Genomic DNA, 23,509 nt, shown 5'->3' on the forward strand with positions numbered 1-23,509 from the left:
ATGAGCGAGTGGGAAGAATTCTGTGAGTCCCGTGGCTTCTCCACGGGGGAAGACGACTATGAAAAAATCATCGACAGTCTTGAGAAAACTCCGCGCCAAAAATCTTTGAGCCAACCGCCTCCCTGTGATTTTAACCAGGAGGAAGTGAACGCTTTGATCAAGCTTGATGCACACGGCATCCCCAAGCATTCCGAAATCTCTCTTATGGTTTGGACGGGCCAAACGGCTGAAATCGGTCAGTGGTCATTGGATGGCATGATCGCGGGTAAAGATGAAGGGCTGATTGTTCGCTTCCGAGAAAAGGACGGTGATTATTTCGCGCCTTTGCACATGCTCATCGAGGCACTCCGCTCAACGTGCTTACCTCTGCAATTGGAGGACCAGCTTGTTATCTGGGATTCCAAAAACGAGTGCTTGGATAGCTGGCAGGGCCTTTTTAAAGAGTCATTCTTGGTCCAACGTACCGATAGGGTTCCCTCGGGACAGGACGATCTGAACATGCTGCACCTTCTGGATCGTGCAAAAGGCGCTGACCATTCTTTAAAACCACTACTGGTAGCAGCAACTGACCTTGAACGGGCGTTGGCCGGTGGAGTTGTTGAGTTCATTGATGGTAGCTCGCTGTCATCAGAAACCCTGTCTGATGCTTTCCTTGTTTACATCACGAGCAAGGGCATACCTGTCAGCAAGCCGCTTCGGTCGATGGATGAGTTCGTGATGGAGCTTCACACGCGAAATGGCACCTACAAACTCTCAGATGGCAAGGTTCGCACGGTAAACGGCCCCGCTCGACTCACTGCCGGTGCAATCCTTCTCGACAAGGAAACGAAGTACCCAACGTACTACCTGCGGGCCGACCATGGGACGATCTACCAGCCTGTGTACAGGAAGATTTCCGAGGACGATATCCAGGACCACGACCCAAGCAACATTTTCGCAACTGATGGTGCCCACCCTCTTGAGCTGAACGGAACGCATAGCGCTGATCGGTACGTTACAACACTGCTCTATGCAGAGCGTTACCAAGGCAGTTTATTCAACGGCATAATGGACGAGGATATTTTTCGATAGCGCGAAAAGCATACCACTTACAAACAAGTAAAATACGCCGCACTACATGGATCTATTAGAGGTTTTCAATGGAATATTTGATCGGTGCAATCGTGGCCGGAATTATCATTTTTGTTGTCTTGGTAAAATCCAAAACAGACAAATTTAATAAGCTCACACGGATGCACTTTCCGAATTGGTTTGCATTATTTTCCAACAGTCAGATGCCTGAAAATCACGGGATGGCGCTTGCGTTGATCCTTCAAACCTTCCACCTTGCAGAAGAATTCGGAGCCATCACCCCGACCGAGAAACGCGAACTCGACGCCGGATGCATGAAGGAAGATCCTATAGAGATTCTGAATGGGTGGTTGGAGCATGCTTTGCCGGTCGTAAGGAGAGAATTTGGGGATGCTGAAATCGCCACTTCGGAGGCTCGATTAATCGGAGTTTTGATGTTGGTTAGCGTCAAAGGTGTACGTCCAGAACGTGACCTTAACGAATTTCTAAAACGGTTCAATTAGGAACGTCAGCATGGATGAAATTGACCCTCAAGCCCTCCAATTTAAAGAGGTCTGCGCCTACTACGGTGCAGCCATGCACATGGCGCAGGTGCTTGAGCATGGGATCGTGAACGCCCTCTTCTTCCTCGACTTCTTGCCTCGCAAAAGATCAGAATGGACTGACACAGAGTATGAGGAATTTTTTGAAGGAAATTTCTCCAAGACGTTTGGCACTCTGGTTAATTCGTTGAGGAAAGTGACGACCGTACCGGACGCCTTTGATGACTTGATTCGCAGATCCAACAAGCGCCGGAATTACCTCGCCCATACCTTTTTCCGTGAAAATATGGACGTTCTGTATGCAGGTGGTTTTGATGAAGTCGTCACCAGATTAAACGATGACATTGGGCTGTTTCGAGAGGCAGATGCTGCTCTCACAACCATCCTTGAACCCTTGTGGCTCAAATTCGGATGGACGATAGAACGGATCGAAGCAGAGGTTGAAAAATACCAAGCTGAATTGCGTAGGTCCAAGCCGGACGAGGTGGTCTGATGTTCAGAAGCAATGGTGATGATTCATTTCGTGCTTACCTCACTGCCGGGAGCGAAAACCTAGACGAGATCCTTGAAGCAGGTTCCCCGTTCCTGACCATGATGGACGACCTCGATTCGTTCCTAAATCAGTATGTGGTTGGTCCAAACGTCAAGATCGACAATCCGATAATCCACATTATGCGTAACAATGCCAGGTATCTACTGATGACCGGCTTTCGCATTGGTCTCACAGGTCACGTTTCAGGCATCTTCCCCATTCTACGCACGGCATTGGAAACCGCCTGTTATGCACTGCTGATGGCGAATGATGAAACCCTGCCAGAGAAATGGATAGGTCGGCACAGTTCCCCCGAAGGGATGAAAGCCTGCAAAAGCGCCTTCAAAAAACCGATAAAAGATGCACAGAAATTGGTTGATAAGCATGACCCAGTACTGGGTACTTGGATGTATGCACTGTACGAAAGCACCATCGACTTCGGCGCGCACCCTAATGCCAAGACCGTGACCTTACACACCCGCATTTCATTCGAAGAGGGAATGACCCGCTTAGAAAATGTGGGGCTTTATGCCGTGGGCAATTATGAGTACGAGGGTGGGCTCCTAGCTTGTGTAGAACTGGGGCTAGCCACTGCAATGGTTCTCTACATGACCTATAGCACGGTGTCTCCTGAAGCAGTAAAAGCGCTCCAGATACTAAACAATAGGAAGAATGAGCTGGAAGATATGATCGACGAGAGACATTTGAAGAACTGATCAAACAATGTTTATCCTCCCGAATTCGACCTGAAGGATAACCATAAGAAAAATGCTTTTAGGAGGCTTGCAGTTCCATTTCTTTTAAATACTTTATCTGCTTATGAGTTATTACTGTCTCACCACGGTAAAGCAGTACCTCTTTGTCCTTGAATCTGCGCACAGCAACGCCTACGTCCTTAACCACATTCCAGCTCACTAGCGAATCAAGTTTTACATCATAGTAATCTAATGAAATTATTATTTTTCCTGAATAGTCCTTGAAGGACAAACCAGATGAGCTGTAACCATAATCAGTAGCTATGCGCCTTAAAGAATCGAGCAACCATTCGAAATGCGTTAAATATTCGTCGTCAGATTTGAATTTAATTTTACTCATAAAAGTATAGGTTTGTTTATGAGTCAAATTATACCATTTAGGTGATCGACTTTATGAGATAAGCCCCTTTGTTTTTCACGTTCCCAACATCCTTACTGACCGGATACCACTCAAAATCTTCTGCAGGTTGCCCAAGATCGCGGGCAATTTCCTTTGCTCTATCCTTCGTCAGATCAGGAGAAAGCCATTCCCGCGCAAGCTCGGGAGAAAGAACCACGGGCCTGCGGTCATGAACGTCTACCATGCCCCCGGCAGCATCAGCAGTGATGATCAAAAAGCCCGGTGGCTCATCAGGTGATGGACCTGGCTCTACCTGGGCCAGTCCAGCGAAGAACATAGGCTTGTGGCTCTTCAACCTGATGAAGAACGGCTGCTTCTTCACATCACCAGGTTCTTTGACCCATTCGTACCAGCCGTCAGCCATTACCAAGGCCCTGTGGCCAGGAAACAGATCCTTGTAGAACCTACCCTTCGCAATGGTCTCTATGCGTGTGTTGATAGGCTGCACAACCTTCGGCTTCGGCCAAGACACCTCCCTCTTCCAACCCCAATGCACTGGCGAGATCTGCGGGCCGTTAGGCTCGGCATGGATGATTGGCACATCAGTAGAAGGGGCGATGTTGTATCGCTCAACAGGCGTGGTGTCAGCGCTTGTGAAGAGGTCGCGTTGTGGATCAAGCTCCTGCACATCATCAAGGCTTCTAAACATCACGAATCGACCACACATAAACCTTCTCCTGATATTAGAGGTTAGGTCACTCACCCTTCCCCCATCTGACTGCAGATAGAAATTTGGATGACTCCAATGCTGAGAAATTCATTAAAAAATGAAGGCACCAAACTAATATTTTAGTGAAGGTGGAACGGTCCAAGAAGGGTTAACCCGGCCTTCGCCTAAAATGATCGCGAGTTCTTCTAACTCCGTCTCGGAAACTGGCAATAACTTTTGGTGAAGGCCAATCATCTGCTGACCAGGGCTTGATGGATCTGCAAAGGTAAGCCCCATCCAAAAGAAGGCCAAATTTTTATCGCGAGTGACAAGAGTGACCTTTAGCTCTGGGGCTTGTGTCTGGAGAACGTTAGTAAGCATAATCAAAAAAAGATCATACATAGAGTTGTACGCATCTTCTTCTGTGTAACCTACTTTCGGCTTAATAAGCTTCTGTGCTGGATTGAAGCTTTGATTAGCAGATGAAGCGCTTAAACAAGCAAGGAACGCAATATTGTTGACTGAAATATTTTCAGCTTTAGCTATTGCAGCCATAGCTTTCCATTTTTCCACCTTTCTATTTCGAGCAGGTGAATTCACAATTAAGGGTGCTAATTTTATAAGTAACCGTACCCCTTCGGAGAAATACACACGGTACTTATCAGCAATATCCAGTAAGTACTGTAGATCAGCATCAGATTTCGGCCAGATTTTCACATGGGGCAAAGCTTCGGAAAGAGTCTTAAAAGCTGATTTATGTTGCTCAATAATTTTCTCAGGCGATGGTAATTTACGTTCATTACTTTCCAGCGCATAAGATATTGTATGAATAGTGCATGAACAGTTCTTGTCACAGATGTAATCTAAAAAATCGTTATGCTCCCTTTCAGAAGACATTTCACCATTTGAAAATCTAGCTTGGATTTCAGAAACCAAATTTCTGTCGGCAATTATATTCCCTTTAGAAAAAGCATAAAATATAGGCACCCATCCGCCTTTAACCAAAGCAAAACAAGAATTTTTTAAACTTGGCCCGACCGCAAAGTCAGCTTGGAATCTATTGCCAACGGGAGGAAATGTTTTATCCCAATCAGGTTTTCCAGCAACGACACCAGCAATTTTAATCTTTAAGTCTTTCGAATCAGAAAAAACCAACCAATCATCGAGTGTAAGTGGATGGGGTTGAACGTCCTTGAAATATACGATTCCATTAGAACCAGTTTCATCACAATGAATAGGCATTTTCATGAAAAGCTGGGTGTCGAGAGCGGCGCTATGCATTTCTATCCCTTTAAATGTAGTGGCTGGAAGTCGATAGTAGCCTATCCTCCCTTACCTCCACCGGTTAGCACTGACCAATAATTTTATGCTGCATGTACGACCTCTCAATGCCCCGTCGAATGACGCCGGGGCATGTTGAAGGTTGAGCCTATGAATAGCTCTTAGAGCTGCTTTCAGCTCGGAGGGTGCGGATTCAGAACGAGCTGTAAGGACAGGGACCGACCAAGACGAATTTATCAATCTCCATCGATGAAAATCCCTGAACAGATTCTTGAACCATTTCAGGAATGATTAGCCTTTTCGGATCGCATCCAAAAGCTGATCTCGCAACCCTCGACCCTGATCGTCCTTTTTCTGCGCCATAAGGTAAATCCCCTTACCCCCGGATTTTTTAGCCCAAAGCTCACCGATGAGGCGCTTCTCTTTACTGTCATCATTGCTCACACGGTCGCCTCCCTTGTACTCAATCACGAACAGGCGCCCGTCCTTGAGACGAGCTACAAAGTCTGGATAGGTCCGTTGTGTCGCTGTCGGCATCCAGAATTGGGTAGCGTGAACAAGATTCCTTACCCAAAATTCGACTTCATCCAGCAGCTCAATTGCCTGCGCACAGAGGTATTCCTCTGCATCCTCCCCCTTCGACGTTTTCCAAGGAAGCATGCCGGGGAACGGGTAGTAGTGCTTCTTGAACTTGAATGATCCAGAGTAGTACGAGGTAGCAGGATACAACGCCATGTCAGCAGGATAAGTAAACGCATGGTCGGGTTCTGAGGACGTTACCAGCTCCAAATCATCATGGAACAAAGCCTGTTGAAAGCCCTTGTCGTAGGCGTTTTTCTTCGCAAGCAACAGTTGCTCACCAAGCTTCCTACGAAGGATGAACTGTCCTTTCAACAGTTGGGATAGCGAGAATCCACGATCATCAATCAGTCCCATTACTGCACGGCGTAACCACTCGCGAAGCACAGGCTGTTTGATAGATGGCTCACGGATTTCTTGATCCAACCAACCAATCAGGTCCGAAACGGTACGGTCCTGCGCAAATCCAGGAAGATAAGTACCGACATCGTCTTTCACATTCTGGAACTGAACTGTTTTGTCATCGAGATAAACCTCAAAAGTCATACTCGATTCATCAAACCGGAAAGACGACAGGTCTGGTGGTGACGACAGCAGATCCCAACTGAATGAGGCAGAGACAGCCCCACGGTCTACAAGCTCAAGCTCCCCCTGCTCAACTGAGTAAAGGCGTGGAACCTGAAACACGACGCCCCGCTCACTAGGAGCTTTTGCAGCGACGGTCATTTGTTGGTGCCGTTCAACTTCAGCGGCAATTGCAGCCTTTTTTTCCTTGCCAGAAACGCTAGAAACGATGGCTTCAACAGTCAGTAAATCCAACTCGTCCGTCAGCTCAATCGTCCCACCAGGTCCATCAGATGAAAGCACGAAAACGACTCGCTCGTGGTCGCGCTCTGGGATCTTGGTGAAATCAGGGGCTTTGGAGACTTCAACCTTCGTGACCGGTAATTCTGGCGTACCGACTTGCCCACCTTGCAGAGGAAGTTCTGCAGTCTTTTCCTTACGGATTGCAGCCGCCGCTTCCATCGGATTGAAGCCGATACTGATGAGCGATTGGGTCAATTCGCCAGCAGCACGGCCAAACGTATCTGTAGTGACATGAGCATAGGCTTTGCTCATTGCTTCCTGACGCCGAGGTACTGCATATGGCATGCGCAGGACACGACCAAGAAGCTGCTGAATATCTTTGTCAGATTTCACCTGCGCGACGGAACAGAAAACGTAGGCAAACGAGCAGTCCCAGCCTTCTTTCAACGCCTGTTTGGTGATGATGACTTCTATGGGACAGTCTTTGGCAAATAGGTCAATCCCATCAATTTCCCGCTGTGTGCCGGTCGCGATAGCAATAGCTTTTTCGTCCACCCCATCAGTGTCGATGAGGTGCTGCTTTACCTCTTCAACCGTCGCTTCGCTCTTAGCATTTTCAGCCTGGATCAGCAGGATTGGACGAATGTATTCCGGTTCACCGAGTGCGGTCTTCGAAAGGGATTTGCGCCGAGCTACTGCACTGCTCACTGCAACCTGCCATTCCCCATTATGTTCCTTCAGGATCACAGGGAATTTGATCATGTTTTCTGCTTTTAGCTCGAATGCAGAAACACTGACCAGTACGTTCGAGCTGGACACATCAGGGGTAGCTGTAAGCTCTACCACAGCCTTTGGACCTAGACGCTCATACACAGTGTACGAAAGCGGTGTTGTGGCGTTGTGCGCTTCATCCATGATGACCAATGGACCATGAAGCTTGAGAAGGTTAGCGAAAGAGGCAACGGCTTTCCCGTCTTTCCCTTTATCAAGATGTTCGAGCTGTTTGGCAGATCCTGTGAAATGCCCCTCAAGATCCTCGTGATGCTCGTAGACCTTTCGCCCTTCTTCTTTATCGACACGTAAAGCAGCCACTGTGGAGATCACCACGCAGACCTTCGTGATCAAATCTGCCGGACGTATACGGGTGAATTCTGCCACATCGAAAACCGCGACCTGCCCACCAAAAGCATCATCAAGTTCCTGGCGATACGGGTGGCGATGGTCACGAAAAGCTTCAATCGTTTGATTCTTAATCTGTGTAGTCGGCACCATCCAGAGAACAACTGGGTATTGGCGCTCGAGGTAAGACGAACCGCAGATTTGGATGATATGGGCACCCATCACCGTCTTGCCGCCACCGGTAGGAATCCGCAGACAAACGTAAGGTATTTCAGGCAAACCAGGCATCAGTTTGTATTCACTGACAAGCCCAGCATCAACAGTTTGCTCAAACGCCTTCGATGGTCCTTCTAAACGAGCCGCGTCGAGAAATTTTTCAAGGCTAGACAATGCGCGGTTTTGATACAGCTTTAGAGTTAGAGCCATGGTCAGCGAGCCTTAATGTCGTATGGGGTTTGCCGGAAAGTAATCTTCGATTCCAAAAGAAGCTCAGACGGAATTGCGCACGCCTCCCCGTAAATCACCATAGGACCATCAGTCTTTGGCAAAGCTTTGAGTATTCGCTTGGTCAGGACATTGCCTCCTGCCGCAGTCAGATCACCGAGTATGCCGTTGAACAGCAGAAAATAAGACGTGCCCTGATGCTCACCAAGGAAGGGAGATTTTTCAGCGGATGACGACCGAGCCGTGCCTGTTTCAGCAAACCATACGTGAGCCGCTAACTGCTCAAAGGAAATACCTTCTCTGATGTGACCAGCGTCATCGAAAACTGGAACACCCAACTTGTAGTAACGGTAGCCTCCGCCGCCATTCCAGCCCAAGGCTTCTGAGATACCACCCTGTTCCCCGTTCACAACCTGAAGCAAGCGTGGACCGCAGAAAAGCCTAGCGTTTGCGGACATCTCAATGCCAATCCAATTGCGCTTCATTTTGTGCGCCACAGCAGCCGTGGTGCCGGAACCAAGGAAGCTGTCGAGTACCAAATCACCAGGCTTGCTCGCCACTTCCAGAACCTGTCGTAGAAGGCGTTCAGGTTTCGGTGTATCAAAGGCTTCAACATCCTGGAACAGAGCCAAGATTTCCTTTTTTGCTTCCTCTGTAGTGCCAGCGTCCATGGCATGCCAAAGCGTCATGGGCACAAGTCCTTCGTCCTCCCAGGGAAACCGCTTCAAGCGAGGTTTGCCCTTGCCGTCCTTCGGGAAATAGACACGGTTTTCGGATCGATACCGATTGAATTCTGGCTCCACAGATCCCCAGCAACGCCCTTTCGGAGGCAAGTGAACATCACCTGAATCGCTAGTGATTGGATACATCTGGTTGGGTCTGAAACCTTGAGCCGAGAACGGAATCGACCGCCACGGACCACGTGGGTCATTATCTGGATTCCCGTAACCCTTATCGTTGGAAGGAAGCAGGTTCCGATACTTCTTCCACTTGGAAGCTTCCATTTTTGCGTACACAAGCATCGTGTCATGAGAGGAGCCTACAGCCGCCCGGTTTTCGCGAGACGTGCGTTTCTGCCAAATGATCTCCGCAATGAAATTTCTACGACCAAAAATCTCATCGCAAATGACTTTCAGGTAATGGGCTTCGTTATCGTCAATTGTTATCCAGATCGAGCCTTCTTGACTCATCAGCTCACGTAGAAGCTCAAGCCGTGGATAGATCATCGACAGCCATTTCGAATGTTCTAGGTTGTCATCGTAACGTTCGAAGGCGGATCTCGTGTTGTAAGGTGGATCGATGAAGATGCATTTCACCTGACCAGCGTAGTACGGAAGAAGCGCCTTGAGCGCGTCGAGGTTATCGCCTTCGATCAGCATGTTCGGAGAGTCAGGCTCTCCATTAGACAGTTCAGCAACCGGCTCAAGCAGACGGTAAGGCGCTAGGGCAGCTCTCGTCAGGTCGGCATCACGGTTAAACCAAGACAATAGAGGCATTCGAAAAGGGTTCCAAGGACGGCTAAATCAATCCCCTACTTTACCTTCTTTAGATGACGGCTAGCCATCGCATCAGCCCCAAGATAGCGGAATGCGGGTCGGTTAAAGACTGCATGTTGGTACAAACCCTGAAGGATCAACCAGCCCCCAGACTCGTTCTCGCTGCCAGGGATGGGCGGCCCCCTGAACGACTGGGACACAGTGAAAGGGTTTAGCTCAGCACATGGCCAAGCTCATTCCTGATCGCTTTTCAGCCGTATCAGGCCCGAAAAATCGTGTAGGCAATAAAGGGCGCGAACATGTGGAACATACACAACCTCCATGAACGTCTTGGCGAGCTTGGGGAAGACCCATGGAAGGACTACGGCAAAATAAAACAAACGATCACTGCTGATATGCGTCGAATGATTGGACTCAAAAAATAGGAGGCTTCATGGATAACTACCACATCACAAAGTCTGGCGACCATTGGATTCTCAAGAAGCAAGGTGCTGAACGGGCGTCGAAGACTGCTGATACCAAGGCTGAAATCATCAAGCTAGCGGTTGATTTTTTAGAAGGCAAAACGGCCTCCCTGAAAATCCATAAAGAAGATGGGACCATCCAGGAAGAACGCACCTACCCGCGTAGCGCTGACCCTACGAAATCGAAGGGATGAAAGCAAAGTAAAGCTCTCTCGAGGGCTTTACACCAACATCAACAAACCGCGTTGTTAGCGGTCTGTTTTTGCATCATGAGATTTCTTTTTTACGTTTTTAAAAAAAGGAACATGGTTATTTGACTTTAATGCTGCTTTGTAAATCCTGCTGAAAGCTTTAAAGATCTTCTCAAATTCTAAATCCTGGACTTTACGACGAAAGCACTTTTTAAAAATATCGTCACATAGATACCTTGCTTGAACATCGCAGCAGTCGTTATCAAATCTTAAATATTCATTCCACGTAGCGAACATTAATCTCGAAATTATTTCGTAGACCGGCTTGCGTTTAGGATGAATCATAAAACCTGAAGTCCTATTATTGAAACCGGCGAACATTGGAAACGATGACTTATGCGTTTTTAATTCTGCTTCACATTCCTCCCTGCTCATAAAACCGAACAACACTGCATAATCGTCTGTAGTAACCATTTTGGAATCCCTCCAACTCAAATATATTAATAAAACAGTAGATCATTTATTCTTGTGCAACACATGTAGATATTCAGTCACGTAAATTTCATTAGCAGCTTCTTTACGTGATTTGAATTTCTTGTACTGCATTTCCTTTCTTTGGTAATTGCCGTAACTACTCATCACATCAGCAATCAGATCCATCGGCATGATGCTTTCGTTGGAATAGCTCATGACCAGGTATTCAAAATTGGCCGAATCAACAAGCTGCCTGAATTCGGCTTCAACCTTCGGCCTGCTAGCCCATGGAGAGACGTTCCGGCCTTCAGGCCGACCGCTGATTCCGTGGATCGTCGGACGCTCGTTCTGCGCGATGGTGTTAAGAACGTGATAAGCATTGCTGTATTGCATTGATGTGTAAGGTGGATCGAGGTACAGAACGTCACCACTAACGCGCTGCAACAGCTCGTTAGCGTCTGCCAGGTACACCTCATTGCTTGCCACGGGCTCTTTCAGGTCGAAACCTCTGAACTCGATGGGTTTGAGCGAAGCAGCATTGAATTTCTTGAGGAAAGATGAGTACAGCCCTGTCGTGTTGCTCACCCTGTCAGCAGCCTCTAGGACAGAGCAGAGGCAGTAGTAGAACTGCCCATCAGTCAGCTCTCCATTTCCATATAGCTCGTACACCAGAGACACCCCAGCGTCGATCCTCATAGCGTTGGCATTGGTGAAGAAGGTACGGCCACCAGCTTCGCTGTAATTCTGAAAAATGAAGCCTTCCACACCATCCATACAGTGGTTCATGTAGTCGATGATTGGCTGACATTCGTAGACGGTCGAAGGGTCATTGTTCAGCAGGTTTTCCAAGGTCGCATATGAGTAGTACTCCAGGTCATTAGCTACCACCTTGAAACGATTTTTAAAGTGGTGAGCTACCCTGCCCGACCCGCTGAACAGGTCACACAGAACAATCTCATTTGATGGCTTTGAAATTGTAGAAACGCAATCACTAACTACAGAATCAATGAAGTTAAGCAGTTTGGCTTTTGAGCCCAAATATTTCACACGCGCACAGAGCGATGCACGGATTCAGAATGAACCAGCGGAAAAGACTTTAACTTTTCGGGCTTGCACTGCTGAACTCAATCAGCCTTTAGAAATAGAGCTATTTCAAGTAGTGCAAATAAGGTGTACTTTAGCGATTATCGTTAGGAAACCTTAAAACGTGGACGCAGCTCCTCAAGCGAAACACCGTAATGAACCTTTATATAGGTATTTCCTATTTTTAAAAAACCACGCTTTTCAAGGTTTGGCTTGTTCGAATAACCCCATAAATATTTGGCTTCATGTTTTATGTGTTTTTTCCATTTTCCACCATCATCACTCCACACATGACATTCACAACCAATGCCTTGAAAGCGGGAATCTTTAACGAAACGAACCGCCTCAATAAGCATTTCACAACATGAACGAACATTGAAAGTAAGATGAGAGTATTTATTCATCAGTGCAAAGCATACGTTGTGAGGTGTACCGCTATTAGTATCAAACCGAAAAACAATCTTAGTTGAACTCATGTGACACAGTTGAAAATTGAATGCTTCACTTTCGCTTCCCCAGACGGTATCCATTTCTTGCCCATCCAAAGGAATAATCTTCTCCAAATCGAAATATTGACGTTCAGTTACACCATCGCCTATAACCTCGACAATAAACCTCTTAATTTCTTGCTCTGTGCCTTTTACTTCATATTCTGTGCGGTATACGTTAGCCATTTTGTTTGCCTCATATTTTCGAATCCCTGTGATTCGATGAAGCGAACTTTAATGATTTTAAAAACATTGTCAAACAACCAAAATTAAGAAAAAACAGGCATTTAATCAGTCGGAAAATATTAAATCCAAAATGATGATTTTGATAAATAACACATAGATGCTCACACATCGATGCAGCACTTAGTTTCTCAGGGCTGGAGGTCATTAACAAAAAGGAAATGACTTTTTTCGAAAAAAATAAAAATCGGATTTTTAGGGAAACGCTATTCCCCCGTGTCATTTCTGATAGTCAAACTCGATCAGGTGCATGGAAGTCGATTAAAACGATTTTGAAAAAATATGTGGATCACAGCTTGAGAACAGGGAACAAAGCAACCTAACAACGTCTGATCTTTCTCACAGCTCACCAGGCGCTTGCTTGTCTCCCCGGCACAGTAGGCCACAAGCTATCCAATGTGATGGGGTAGGAAGCAGAACGAGAGCTACACACTATCTAGCCAAGGACAGTGGAAGATCCACCAGGAGAATGGCAAATGGGTAAAAAGGCAATCGGCTTATCAGCCGAAATCACGAAGCCAAATGGTATAATTTAGAAAACCAAACCTATTACTAATGCGTCAATTAGCTCTCGCCATTCTTCTATTGCCATTTCTGTATATGTCACAAGCATCTGCAGCAGAATGTGGATTCAAATCAGATAACAAAACAGTAGATCCAAACTCATCAACGCTTTGCCCTGAAAATATCGCCATGAAGCTAATGAGCAGTTCAGTGGGCGAAGGCGTTCTTCTTCTAGGCAATGATCAAGATGCACAATACGCAAAGATCCAAGAGACAAAAACGGATTCACAGTTACGTTTTGATGAAGCGAACCAAGATCATTTTATAAGAGACAAGCAATACACAAGGGATTTAGCTTCCTACCTAATAATAGCCATATTTATTATAATATGGTTAATCATGGCGCTCAAAGCTTGGAAAACGGGTGAATTTCATGACTCAAAAAATGATCATGGAAAACAGGTAAAAGCCAGATATAGCTTCTTGAATAACCTATTCATAGCAATAGCGGCGGTAGGGATATTTGGGCTAGGGATGGTCGGACAGAAAAACTCTTTATCCATAGCAGACGCAGTAATTATAAGGCTTGACGTAACATCTGAAATCGCAAAGCAGAAATTCATACAAATGGTAAGTTGGGTTAGACAGAAAGGATATTTGGAAACAACGGTTAAAGACTCTGAAACAGGCGTTGTAGATGATGTAACAAAGGGACAAGCCGCTTTTACGGCTTCGGCATTGTCAAACCAATTAATTTCAAAAGCCATTGTCGTAAGGCTTTCCAGCCAACTCTACAACGACATTTTCAACAAGAGTGACTCATCGAACTGGGTTATATCGAATTCGCTAACTGACATCTCAAAACAGGAAAACAATACTTTCACATTTAAGAAGTTTAGCAATAACGGAGAGCTATTGTTCAAGCTTGATCCAGTGACCGTATTCAAATCAGAGCTTGATGCAGGTGCAGCAACACCTTATCTAAAGGAAGTCAGATACAACGAAAGGTTCAGGGACGAAGCTGACATTGGCACAGTAGAAGCTACTGCAAACCAGTTGAGAAATGAACTGCGTAACGGTCCATTTGAAAACAAGAAGGCTGAATACGAAGACATCAAAAACAACGTAATGGTGATGTTCTATAAAGACACGAGAGCAAACACCTATCTCAAAGAATTACCAAACGATTTTAAGCTAGCTGACGATGTGGCTGTAACAGTTTTGAATATGGTATGTGCCGAAAATAAACAACTGCGCCTTTCCGCAAAGACCTACATTGATGCACATAAAGGTATTGGGACAAGAGGCACGGGCTCAATTGAATGCGTGGGAAACGACTGGCAAGTGATGGGCGAAGACCCAATAGCGACTTACAAAACAAAGCTCTACGAAACAAGAAAGAAACTGGAAGATACTTATCGTGACAGAATTTTAGCCTTCAACGATGCGTTCAGCACGGCTTTGGAAAGTCCTTCGATTCTGGACCAGTTGAAAAAAATGATTAAAGAGGGGGAGCTGAATTTCTATTTCAATTACCAGAATCTTGTTGAAGAAACTACTTTCACGAGCATCAATCAAAACCTTTTCAACACTAAAGTCTTGCAAATCTCAGAAAGAAAGGCAGTGGATTTCTTCATAGATGATGAATGGGCACGAGCGCACGGATATGAAGCTGACTACAATAACCGAGTCAACATTAGCCAATACGTCAGAAATTACTTTTTAAAGACTGACCGTGCAACATTGCCAACTATCACTGATGCAGAAGCAATTACTCAGAAGCTGATCTTCGATAATGGTACGTCTGCTGGAATGCACAATGACTTTGAACAGGGCGCAGGAATAGGCTTTGAATTGCCTTCTACTGCCTTAAAACGCTGCAAGCTTTCAGTTACCCACCCGATCAAATGTTATCAATTGTACGCAACTAGCTTAAGCAATACGGCTAGCGATTTGAGAGCCTTCGGACTGACCCTAGCTATTACAGGGCAAATTGCTAACGATTATGCCAAGTCAAAAATTGAAATGCCTAAAACCGATAGCGCAGCTAACATTGGAAAGCCGAATAAAATCCAAGCTGGAAGCTCATTAGCACAGACAGTAACTTTCATAGCAGCAGGTATTGGTTCAAGCATTGTGTCTTTGAGCCTGACACTTGACATGATTAGTAATGGTTACAGATTTTTGCTTATCTCAGTAACTATATTGCCGTTCTACACAATGGCGGTCACACAAAAATACTTTGTTATTGCGCTCATCAAATTCTCACCATTCTTCCTTTTCGCTTTCGTGAGGCTGAATGACGCTGACAATTTCGCCGCAATGCGCAGGAATATTTTTGCGTTTGCAGTGAGCATTGCAGTTTTCCCTATACTGCCTCTTATTGCATATACAATAAATTGGGAGGTAATCAGGGTCGTTTTAGTATACACAGATGCATCGTTCTATTATGAAAGGGGCGGTATCTTTGACAACATTGTTGGATTCTTTATTGAGTGTATAAGACCGTTCATAGTGACATTGGTTTCGACAAGCATTTGTCTGCACTTTATGCAAAACACCCTTAAATTACTCGGAGGACACATGATGTTTGCAGAAGCGGGAATCAAGGTTATAGGTTGGATGATGACAATCGTAAACGTTTTATCAATCGGCTCAATAGGTATGATTAACAAGTTAAGCACAGGCTTTATTTCTTCATTAACATCTTACAAACGAAGCTGATTACGCGTCATTAGGAAGGGCTTGAAATGGTATAATACTTTAAAACAAGCCCACCTTTAATGAAATTCTCAACTTATGCATTTCTGCTTCTATTAACCCTATTCCCACAATTTGCTAATGCAGAGTCTATTGGTTCTAAAGCAACTGCATATATACAATCTCAAACAGATGAAGAAAGAAGGTCTGGATTCACAGAGCCAGTATTAGACTCATTGTATGGCTGTGAAATGACACAGAGCATTGCTCAAGGGACAGAGACTGGCAAATATAACTGCATAGGAAAGAACAACAAGTTTAATAGCGGCGTATCCAAGATAGTAAATCAGTCTATCTGGAAAATGCTCACAGTGATTACCACTCTTGCGTTTTTAATTCTTAGCAGGTGGTTTTATATTAAAGTATTTGCCGCAGCCTCTCAAAAAATGAACGAGAAAAACTCTGCATTAACGGCCACATTAATCACCTTACTATTTTATGCTTTTGCTTTTCCCGTTTTCGTGAATGAACAGGGGATTAGATACAACATATTTACAAAGTTAGCGATAGGGACGTTTTACAAAGCTCACTCCATAGCGGAATATTATTTATTCAACGATGCTCAACAAACCAAAATTGAATACCCAAAGCGCTTTATCCCCGCTGTGAATTCAGGTGGACCAGCTAACGAGTACAACGCGATTAGCTTTCAATTGTGTACGTCGAGTATGTCAGAGCAAGAAGCCTCAAAAAAACAAAAAATCTTCTTCAACTTTAACGAGTCTACAGGTGAATTCTCAGCCTTTCACCAAGTGGGGAGCTGCATACTTGATGTCAGCTTCACTATCGACATGAATACTGAAAGCATTGCAAAACGTTATGGCTTACCCAGCTATGTGGATAATTCGATTGAGACAATGAAACAAATCATTGAGAAAGAATATATTCAGAAGGCACAAGGAATTGCTGAGAACGTAATCAAGGCAGGTAAACCTAGATTGGGAGTACCTGACACATACACACAAGGTCAGCTCGTTTGCAGTGACGAAGAGAATTTCAATCTTAGCGGTATGAGCCCTAATAGCATCAAAGACTACGCCTACGATGCCGCAAAATGCATGCACGGGCGCGTGATTGATGACCTCAACAGGGTTCCAGGATACACAGAAGCGTTGATGCCCAAAGACCGAATGGTAAGAGTTTGCTCAACTGTTGACCACAGCGCCGGGTCAGAAACCAATTTAGATCGTGATGCCAACTCAACCACCTTTACTAGCAATTCGACTCTTGAATCAACGTTGAGAGCTTGTGCAGAAAGGGCTTGTGCAAATGATTCAAGCCCAAAGAACTGTGCTGACTCACTGAATTTTTACAACCTTTATTTCAAAAACAGATACATGACCAATCCCAACATGGTTACTTTTTTGGCAAAGATATTGAATACCGATTTCAAAAACACCCTATTCTCTGGACCAGGTGAGCAATTAGCTTCAACGTTAAAATTAGACATGTATCAATCCTCAAGCATACTTACATCTGAAATTAAGGACAAAGAAGCCTTTACAGTTGAATACGAAAGGATTCAGTCGAATATTAATTTACAGTACTTCATAAACAATAGTCTTGATGCAAGCCAGTTATCACCAGTTGCAAAGGATTGGGACACAGCATTTTTGAAATCCATTACAATCGGAAATGACGGTCCTTTAAGTATAGATAGAGTTGTTGACTGCTTGCAGTACTCTAGCTCAACGTCGCCAAGTGGCAGAGAATGTGGTTCTGTGTTTTTAGAAATTGAAGGCTTTGGGCAAAACCTTCTTGCAGTAGGTATGATCATCAAGGCAGAACTCAGAGTAAATGATGCGATCAGAAAGAACACGTTTAGCAGAACTAAAGAGTCAGCAGGATTAAACGCTAGCAAAAACATAATCGACCTTGCATCAAGCTTCTTTGGATCATTCACAGGTAAGATTGCAATCCTTGCAACAGGCATAACAGCCACAACAGGCTTCAATGAGATCTACAACCCCGTAGGATTAAGCGTTGGCCCTGAAGCTCTCATAGCGCTAGCTATAATTGTCAAGGTTCCGCAAATGGCTGCCTTCCTGGACACTTTTGCTAACTCCCTGATTTTGGGTGGAAACGCTTTGATTTGGGCAATTCCTCTTGCAATTGTTCTGAGTGGTTTGAGCGTAATATATACATCTATAAAATCCATGATAGGTTTTTCTGTCACCGCCCCGACTACAATTCTTCAAAACATCAATGGAACAACAGTTGATAAGCATACGGATATGTTTAAATTCATTCAAGAATTGGTTTTACTTTTTCTCTCAATAACCTGTTATGCCATGATGCTGTACCACTCCTTATGGTACATAAAAGCGCTATTTATCTATAAGGTTATCGACATAGAAAAGATAACCGGCAGTTTAAATATCGGATACAGAATCACCGGAATTGGTGACATTTATTCAACCTTGATGGGAATCAGTATCTACCTTTGTATTGTCTTGATGTTATGCATTCACATAATTCGCAGATCCACCCAAATCAAAGAATTCATTGGAGTGATTCTGTATTCAACAGAAAGAAATCTCCCTGAACACGCCCAAGGAATAGAATTCTCTTCAAGCAAATTCGGAAAAAACAATATATAAGTTGGCCTTATGGCCAACTTGAGATTGTGCAGATGCTATAATTAGGAAAACAACCTAACACTATAATGTCAATCAAATTATCAAAAAATGAATCTCAGTATTCAGATGAAGAGAAAAGCGCTATTCAGCAACAATTCGATTATGCAATGAGCCAATATTGTGAAGTAGACAACCTCTACAAAATAGCTAAATTGACAGCGCTATTTTTCCCATATGGATTATTAGCGACTTTCTTTCCAATACGAAGGCTAATGCAAGCAGATCACAGCCTTTTTAGGTATTGGATGATTCTGCCAACTTTGTTGGTTATCACGTTCATTTCAGTAAACATCTATGTTTGGTATGCATATTTTTCTGTTCGCAGCACACCTATCTCCGACATGTTCCCGTTCCATTTAGTAATAATCTGTTCGATTTGCTTATGGACAATCGGATTGTTCGCACAGAAGATTTCAAAAGTAGCGTGGCTAATCAGAGAACTCATCTATTACAAACAAGTCAATCGGTACAATCACTATAAACGAATCGTAGCTAGCCGCTTCACCACGTCAGGAATGAAAGGTCTATTCAATAAATTTGCAGGTAGGATTAAATAAAGCTCAATGCCTGCGGCAAATGGCAAGCACTAAAGCTCAACCCATTTGCCATTGACTACCATCACACTGAAAAGCCCGTGAATAAACCCAAAAAGCCTTATGCTTTGTACCGCCGAACCATTCAACGAGAATCTACTTATCCAATCATATAAGCCAAACAAGGTGCTTCTCGCGCCAGCGGATGCTCTACCAGGTACTCAACCTTCCCTAGAACGTTCCTAGGCCATTCCGAACAGAATCCGAAGCCTCTATTACGCCGATAGAATATGTCCAACTCCAGGGCACCACACCGCAGCGTATACTCATCCATACAGTAGGTTCAGGGAGTTGACCAGATGGACAAGGAATTCAGCTACAACCCTCAAATTCCGTGCATTGTGCTGCACAATGGCCAAGACGTTGGGGCCATGGTGGACGGAAAGCTCTATAGGTTCGATTCTAGCCTCACTGCGCAGAACCAGCATGCAGAGGCCGGAATCCTTATTGATAACGTTCTGTTCCATTACGGAGAGCCCATAGGCCACCTTGAAGGTCGAAGGCTCATCATTGATAGCGGTAGTGAAATCCTAGAACTGGTTGAAGCCTAATGACCCTTCTCTGCTCCACCGGCAAGCTGACTACGAGCAGCATTGAGTGATTCCAAAAGGCTCTGTGAATAGCTGACGGCATCAGCTAGAGCTACTTCTGCAAAGCCCTTATCAACGTCTACAAATTTCTCCATAAACGCCCTGCAGTACTCCTGCCATTCCCCATCCTCACCCAAGCCATAAAGCCCAAACCAGCAGGCGATGATCTGGTGTACGTGCATAGCATTCCTTGCAGCCTCTCCTAATGTCCGTAGAAAGGTTTCGCGGTCATCAGAGACCGAGAACTCACGGAAAGCTTGTAGGTGCTGATTCAGGGTCAGGACACACGCAGCAACGTCAAAATCTAGCTGAATGCGCTCCCTAGGGTTGTACCTGTTGCGGATCGGTCGAGACATGTCAGTGCAGCCCTGGAGGAAGTCGATCTGATCCTAACTCCAGATCTCGCAGCAAAGCCACTTAGTAATCACAGAAAGCGAAAAGCCCGCAAGATTGCGGGCTTCTCTAAAAACAAACCTAACTACAAGCAGCGGACTTTACTACAAGAAGAACAACATGCTGCTTGCTTTTATAGTTTACCATTTAAAACCTAAAACGAAGCCTTAACGAAGATTTTTTTTTCAAAAAATTAGATTTTAGTTTTGTAAATGCTATTATCTAATAACAACAAACCTTTACTAAAATGAAAATCAGATTATTTACCTTTGTAGCTTTAGCGTTGCTTTCGAGTTTATCCCATGCGAATGACTCAACTCATAACAAATCAGGAAAACAGAATATAGATGAACAAAACCTGATTGAGGCCACGAGACAAATTGTTGACTCAGTGGGTTTCGTTGATATTGATGCACAGTCACGTTCTTTTTTAAGCACAGACTTCAAAGGAATTCCTATTGAAGATTATGAAGACACAAACGATTACGACGCCCATATAGACGCTTCATGATTAACCACTTATCAATTAGTGCCTCATCAGAGGCTTTAATTTTGCCCAAAGGAAAAGTATGCAAACGGCAAAATGGTATAATTAAGCTAATAAACAAACCTTTAAATCATGCAAAAATCACTAATAGCCATATCAACACTTTCTGTTTTGTTGATAGCAAACACAGCATCAGCAATTACATGGCCTGCTGAACAAACATACGAAGAATCGCTAGGCGCAGAAGAATGGTCAACAGGCGGGGGGTGTAAGTCGGGGCAACAAATCAGTATGAGAAGAGTCTTTTTTATGAATAAAGATGGTAGTAAAAACTATGTAAATAAAGGAAATGGGGTTTTTGTTAAGGGCAGTGAATCCTACGGAGACGGATTTGAGATTTTGTCAAAATGCTATGATTCGACAAACACAGGAATTGAAGAAGCCAAAATATCTCAAGTTGTATCAGAAGTAATTTCTCAAAAATGCGAAAACCCATTAGAAACCGGTTCAATAAATAAGCGTCGTGCATATACGTTATGGAGTCCTGATAGAGTAAATAGCAACTTCAAAACAGGTTTTAACGTGATGGTTACTAGCACTTGTCAATTAAGAGAAACAAAGGTTTTTGATAACCCTGTTTGTGCGACTAAAAATCCAGATTATCCACTTGGCGCAATTTATGGAACGTGGACTAGAACTATAAAAGACGGTGTGCCGAGCGAATGGGCTTTAAACCAATTTTACCCTAATTCAAATAATTGTTTCAAACCCGTAACTGAAACTAATAATCTTGTATGCCCTACGGGATACGCGGGGAAAAAGGTAGAATCAAGAACATACGACCTTTGGACAACAGGCAGCAAAAAAAACGATTCAGGGTATGTAATAACCCAAGACACTTGTTCAAAAACTGAAAGCAAACAGCTTGTTCAAGAAAATTGTGCAGTTGTGAATCCGGCTTACCCTTTGGGAACAACGAACGGACTTTATTCAAGGACGGTGACACCATCAGGAATTGCCAGCGATTGGAAATTAACTGTGCTTATTTCTAATGCCTGCTACTACATGAAAGACACAGTAACAAGCACAAATGAGGTTTCATGCCCAACAGGCCAATCAGGAAAAATCATAAGAGAAACGCACTTAAAATTAAAACAATACATCTCTTGGTCACAAAACGATTCTTCATACATTGTTGAAACTGAAAATAGCTGCAAAGCGTCACGCCCCGTCACTGTTGAAGTAAAACCCGGTAGCGAAACCGTAAGCTGTGATTCGTATTATGGAACACAAGCAGGAACGTACACAGGAAACGTTACCAAGACTGGAGACAACATCACAATCTTTGACCCTATAAGCGGAGCGACAAACACAACGTTCCAAACGAAAAGCGAAGACACAACATCGTGCATAAAAGAAATCACAACGACTACGAAAGAAATCATTGAAGAAGAATGCCCAGCCGGATTTATAGGTAAAATCACAAAGTATTTAGTAAAAGCTGAAAGCTCCACTGGTACTGTTTATCCATATGGAACCACGCCAATTCTTGATTCAAATACCTGCACTGCTGTTTCGGTCAGCGATGAAATAAACGCTCCTAGCACTGAACATTTGCAAGATTCAGTTCTTTCAAACTTGAGTTTCACTACAACCTCTATTTCAAAAAGCGATTTGATAATCGACCAACTCAACAAAATAGACACATCAAAGCTTGAAGGCAAAGCCTATGTGATGAATATCAATGCAGACAATTTAAGCGCCGGGGCTTTCGATAAAAACAAAATAACTAATCTTGTAAAAAAATTTAAAACAAAATTAGGTCAATTAGCTAACGTAAAAATATCGTCAGTGCCAGTGACATTGGATAAATACATTAATCAAGCTGGCTTAACACAATCTAGAATTCGATTAGAAAGACTATCGCTTTCTGGCACAAGCGTTAACAATGGCACAGTCACTGTCAAATACGTTTCTCTCGCCAAATCAACACCTGAACATTTCAGCTTCACAGTAAAGGTCTTTGATTAATATAAGCCACCAACAGAAGCCCTACGGGGCTTTTTTTGTACCTTGAAATCACCGCCATGAAGCCGTCCTAACCTTACCCACCACACAGGCACATCCCAACCTTTGAAAGCTCTCAAATCAATCGACAACCATCCTAAATAGGAACTCTGCAATTTTCATTGCTTACGGGCTAATTTGCAAAACCAAAATGGTATAATTCGATTAACAAACAAACCTTTACTAAAAATGAGAACAACATTAGTCCAAACCATAAAAAGATTAAATTTAAGAGCTGACACCAACCCTCTATACATGATACTTAACCTTTGCATTAACATATTCTTAGCAGCTCTTATACTCTCGTTCATCAAAGAAGAATTGTTATCACCTAATAAGGACTCCACATATTTATTCATTCTTCATAATGTGTTTCTTTTGAGTTTCGTAAGGGTTATTTACACTATTGCCTGCTTCACCATATATTCTTTAAAGCTATACACATTATTTAAAAACACCCGCAAACATGAAAATAAGGTTATAAGAAGACTCGCAAAATCGGGTTCAAATTTAAAAGACCCAAGAGTAATATCAAAAATCTCGGAGAGTTTCAGAAAGACCAATGCTAAAAAAGACAAGTTATTTCTTGCAAAGAAAAAATCCGAACATAAAACACACGCTGCGAACCAAATAGAAGACAGAGAACTCTTGAATAAACTTCATGAAGACTTAAGAAAACAAGAACACCTCAACAGCCTTGAAGTAAAAAGGATTCATGATGAGTACGAGGCTTCAAAAAACAAATGATTTTGTAATCGCTGAATTAATGATAACGCCAAAAAGAGTTATTTCTTTATCAAAAAAATTTTTCAAGCCGGCTTTTGGAATCCAAATCGCCTGCGTAGGGATTGAAATCGC

At 43.9% G+C, this 23,509-nt stretch carries 20 protein-coding genes and 1 pseudogene; 12 read left to right on the forward strand and 9 right to left on the reverse strand.

Annotated elements, in window-relative coordinates:
• From FXO12_RS10440 to FXO12_RS10455, 4 genes are all read left to right on the forward strand, one after another.
• On the forward strand, positions 1–1,071 hold the full coding sequence (locus tag FXO12_RS10440) for a hypothetical protein (RefSeq protein ID WP_160049654.1): 1,071 nt from the start codon (positions 1–3) through the stop codon (positions 1,069–1,071).
• A gap of 68 nt (positions 1,072–1,139) precedes the next feature.
• A complete protein-coding gene (locus tag FXO12_RS10445) occupies positions 1,140–1,574 on the forward strand; it encodes a hypothetical protein (protein WP_160049655.1) in 435 nt (144 codons plus the stop codon).
• Between the two features lie 10 nt (positions 1,575–1,584).
• Positions 1,585–2,106 carry a hypothetical protein gene (locus tag FXO12_RS10450; RefSeq protein ID WP_160049656.1) on the forward strand — a complete coding sequence of 174 codons (522 nt, stop codon included), beginning with the start codon at positions 1,585–1,587 and terminating at the stop codon, positions 2,104–2,106.
• On the forward strand, positions 2,106–2,861 hold the full coding sequence (locus tag FXO12_RS10455; protein ID WP_160049657.1) for a hypothetical protein: 756 nt from the start codon (positions 2,106–2,108) through the stop codon (positions 2,859–2,861). The genes FXO12_RS10450 and FXO12_RS10455 overlap by 1 nt, the downstream gene beginning before the upstream one ends.
• A 58-nt stretch (positions 2,862–2,919) precedes the next feature.
• On the opposite strand, the gene FXO12_RS10460 is transcribed toward FXO12_RS10455, so the two are convergent.
• The 5 genes from FXO12_RS10460 to FXO12_RS10480 all read right to left on the reverse strand — a co-directional run bounded on the left by FXO12_RS10460 (position 2,920) and on the right by FXO12_RS10480 (position 9,675).
• Positions 2,920–3,240, reverse strand: a complete 321-nt coding sequence (locus FXO12_RS10460) for a hypothetical protein (RefSeq protein WP_160049658.1) — start codon at positions 3,238–3,240, stop codon at positions 2,920–2,922.
• A gap of 37 nt (positions 3,241–3,277) precedes the next feature.
• Positions 3,278–3,967 (reverse strand): SOS response-associated peptidase, encoded by a 690-nt coding sequence (locus tag FXO12_RS10465; protein WP_160049659.1) that lies wholly within the window; start codon positions 3,965–3,967, stop codon positions 3,278–3,280.
• Between the two features lie 114 nt (positions 3,968–4,081).
• Entirely contained in the window at positions 4,082–5,230 is a 1,149-nt protein-coding gene (locus tag FXO12_RS10470) for a hypothetical protein (protein WP_160049660.1), read from the reverse strand.
• Between the two features lie 291 nt (positions 5,231–5,521).
• Positions 5,522–8,161, reverse strand: a complete 2,640-nt coding sequence (locus FXO12_RS10475; RefSeq protein WP_103451232.1) for a DEAD/DEAH box helicase — start codon at positions 8,159–8,161, stop codon at positions 5,522–5,524.
• Positions 8,162–8,163: 2 nt separating this feature from the next.
• Positions 8,164–9,675 (reverse strand): site-specific DNA-methyltransferase, encoded by a 1,512-nt coding sequence (locus tag FXO12_RS10480; protein ID WP_160049661.1) that lies wholly within the window; start codon positions 9,673–9,675, stop codon positions 8,164–8,166.
• Positions 9,676–9,886: 211 nt separating this feature from the next.
• Here FXO12_RS10480 and FXO12_RS28970 point away from each other — a divergent pair.
• Positions 9,887–10,100 (forward strand): annotated as a pseudogene (locus FXO12_RS28970) (hypothetical protein); the annotation flags it as partial.
• Positions 10,101–10,108: 8 nt separating this feature from the next.
• Complete coding sequence (locus tag FXO12_RS10485) at positions 10,109–10,333, forward strand: DUF2188 domain-containing protein (RefSeq protein ID WP_122749022.1); 225 nt, start codon at positions 10,109–10,111, stop codon at positions 10,331–10,333.
• Between the two features lie 54 nt (positions 10,334–10,387).
• On the opposite strand, the gene FXO12_RS10490 is transcribed toward FXO12_RS10485, so the two are convergent.
• The 3 genes from FXO12_RS10490 to FXO12_RS10500 form a co-directional block, all read right to left on the reverse strand.
• The gene (locus FXO12_RS10490) at positions 10,388–10,804 is read right to left on the reverse strand and encodes a hypothetical protein (RefSeq protein WP_160049662.1); all 417 of its coding nucleotides are present in this window, start codon (positions 10,802–10,804) and stop codon (positions 10,388–10,390) included.
• A gap of 42 nt (positions 10,805–10,846) precedes the next feature.
• Positions 10,847–11,851, reverse strand: coding sequence for a DNA adenine methylase (locus FXO12_RS10495; protein WP_160049663.1), 1,005 nt, complete (start codon positions 11,849–11,851; stop codon positions 10,847–10,849).
• A 143-nt stretch (positions 11,852–11,994) separates the two neighbouring features.
• Positions 11,995–12,561 (reverse strand): hypothetical protein, encoded by a 567-nt coding sequence (locus FXO12_RS10500; RefSeq protein ID WP_160049664.1) that lies wholly within the window; start codon positions 12,559–12,561, stop codon positions 11,995–11,997.
• 657 nt (positions 12,562–13,218) lie between these two features.
• Here FXO12_RS10500 and FXO12_RS10505 point away from each other — a divergent pair.
• The 3 genes from FXO12_RS10505 (at position 13,219) to FXO12_RS10515 (ending at position 19,665) form a co-directional block, all read left to right on the forward strand.
• Positions 13,219–15,846 (forward strand): hypothetical protein, encoded by a 2,628-nt coding sequence (locus tag FXO12_RS10505; protein ID WP_256678958.1) that lies wholly within the window; start codon positions 13,219–13,221, stop codon positions 15,844–15,846.
• A 59-nt stretch (positions 15,847–15,905) separates the two neighbouring features.
• Complete coding sequence (locus FXO12_RS10510) at positions 15,906–18,482, forward strand: hypothetical protein (RefSeq protein ID WP_256678959.1); 2,577 nt, start codon at positions 15,906–15,908, stop codon at positions 18,480–18,482.
• Positions 18,483–19,413: 931 nt separating this feature from the next.
• Complete coding sequence (locus tag FXO12_RS10515) at positions 19,414–19,665, forward strand: hypothetical protein (protein ID WP_160049665.1); 252 nt, start codon at positions 19,414–19,416, stop codon at positions 19,663–19,665.
• Here FXO12_RS10515 and FXO12_RS10520 read toward each other — a convergent pair.
• Positions 19,662–20,060: a hypothetical protein gene (locus FXO12_RS10520; protein WP_160049666.1), complete on the reverse strand. Its 399-nt coding sequence runs from the start codon at positions 20,058–20,060 to the stop codon at positions 19,662–19,664. The genes FXO12_RS10515 and FXO12_RS10520 overlap by 4 nt on opposite strands.
• A gap of 284 nt (positions 20,061–20,344) precedes the next feature.
• Between FXO12_RS10520 and FXO12_RS10525 the strand changes: the two genes are divergently transcribed.
• The 3 genes from FXO12_RS10525 to FXO12_RS10535 all read left to right on the forward strand — a co-directional run bounded on the left by FXO12_RS10525 (position 20,345) and on the right by FXO12_RS10535 (position 23,398).
• Positions 20,345–20,608 (forward strand): hypothetical protein, encoded by a 264-nt coding sequence (locus FXO12_RS10525; protein ID WP_160049667.1) that lies wholly within the window; start codon positions 20,345–20,347, stop codon positions 20,606–20,608.
• Positions 20,609–20,716: 108 nt separating this feature from the next.
• The gene (locus FXO12_RS10530; protein WP_160049668.1) at positions 20,717–22,615 is read left to right on the forward strand and encodes a hypothetical protein; all 1,899 of its coding nucleotides are present in this window, start codon (positions 20,717–20,719) and stop codon (positions 22,613–22,615) included.
• A 414-nt stretch (positions 22,616–23,029) separates the two neighbouring features.
• Positions 23,030–23,398: a hypothetical protein gene (locus FXO12_RS10535; RefSeq protein WP_160049669.1), complete on the forward strand. Its 369-nt coding sequence runs from the start codon at positions 23,030–23,032 to the stop codon at positions 23,396–23,398.
• Positions 23,399–23,509 lie beyond the last annotated feature (111 nt).

Origin of the sequence: Pseudomonas sp. J380, from assembly GCF_009827115.1 — a bacterium.
GTDB classification, from domain to species: domain Bacteria; phylum Pseudomonadota; class Gammaproteobacteria; order Pseudomonadales; family Pseudomonadaceae; genus Aquipseudomonas; species Aquipseudomonas paracarnis.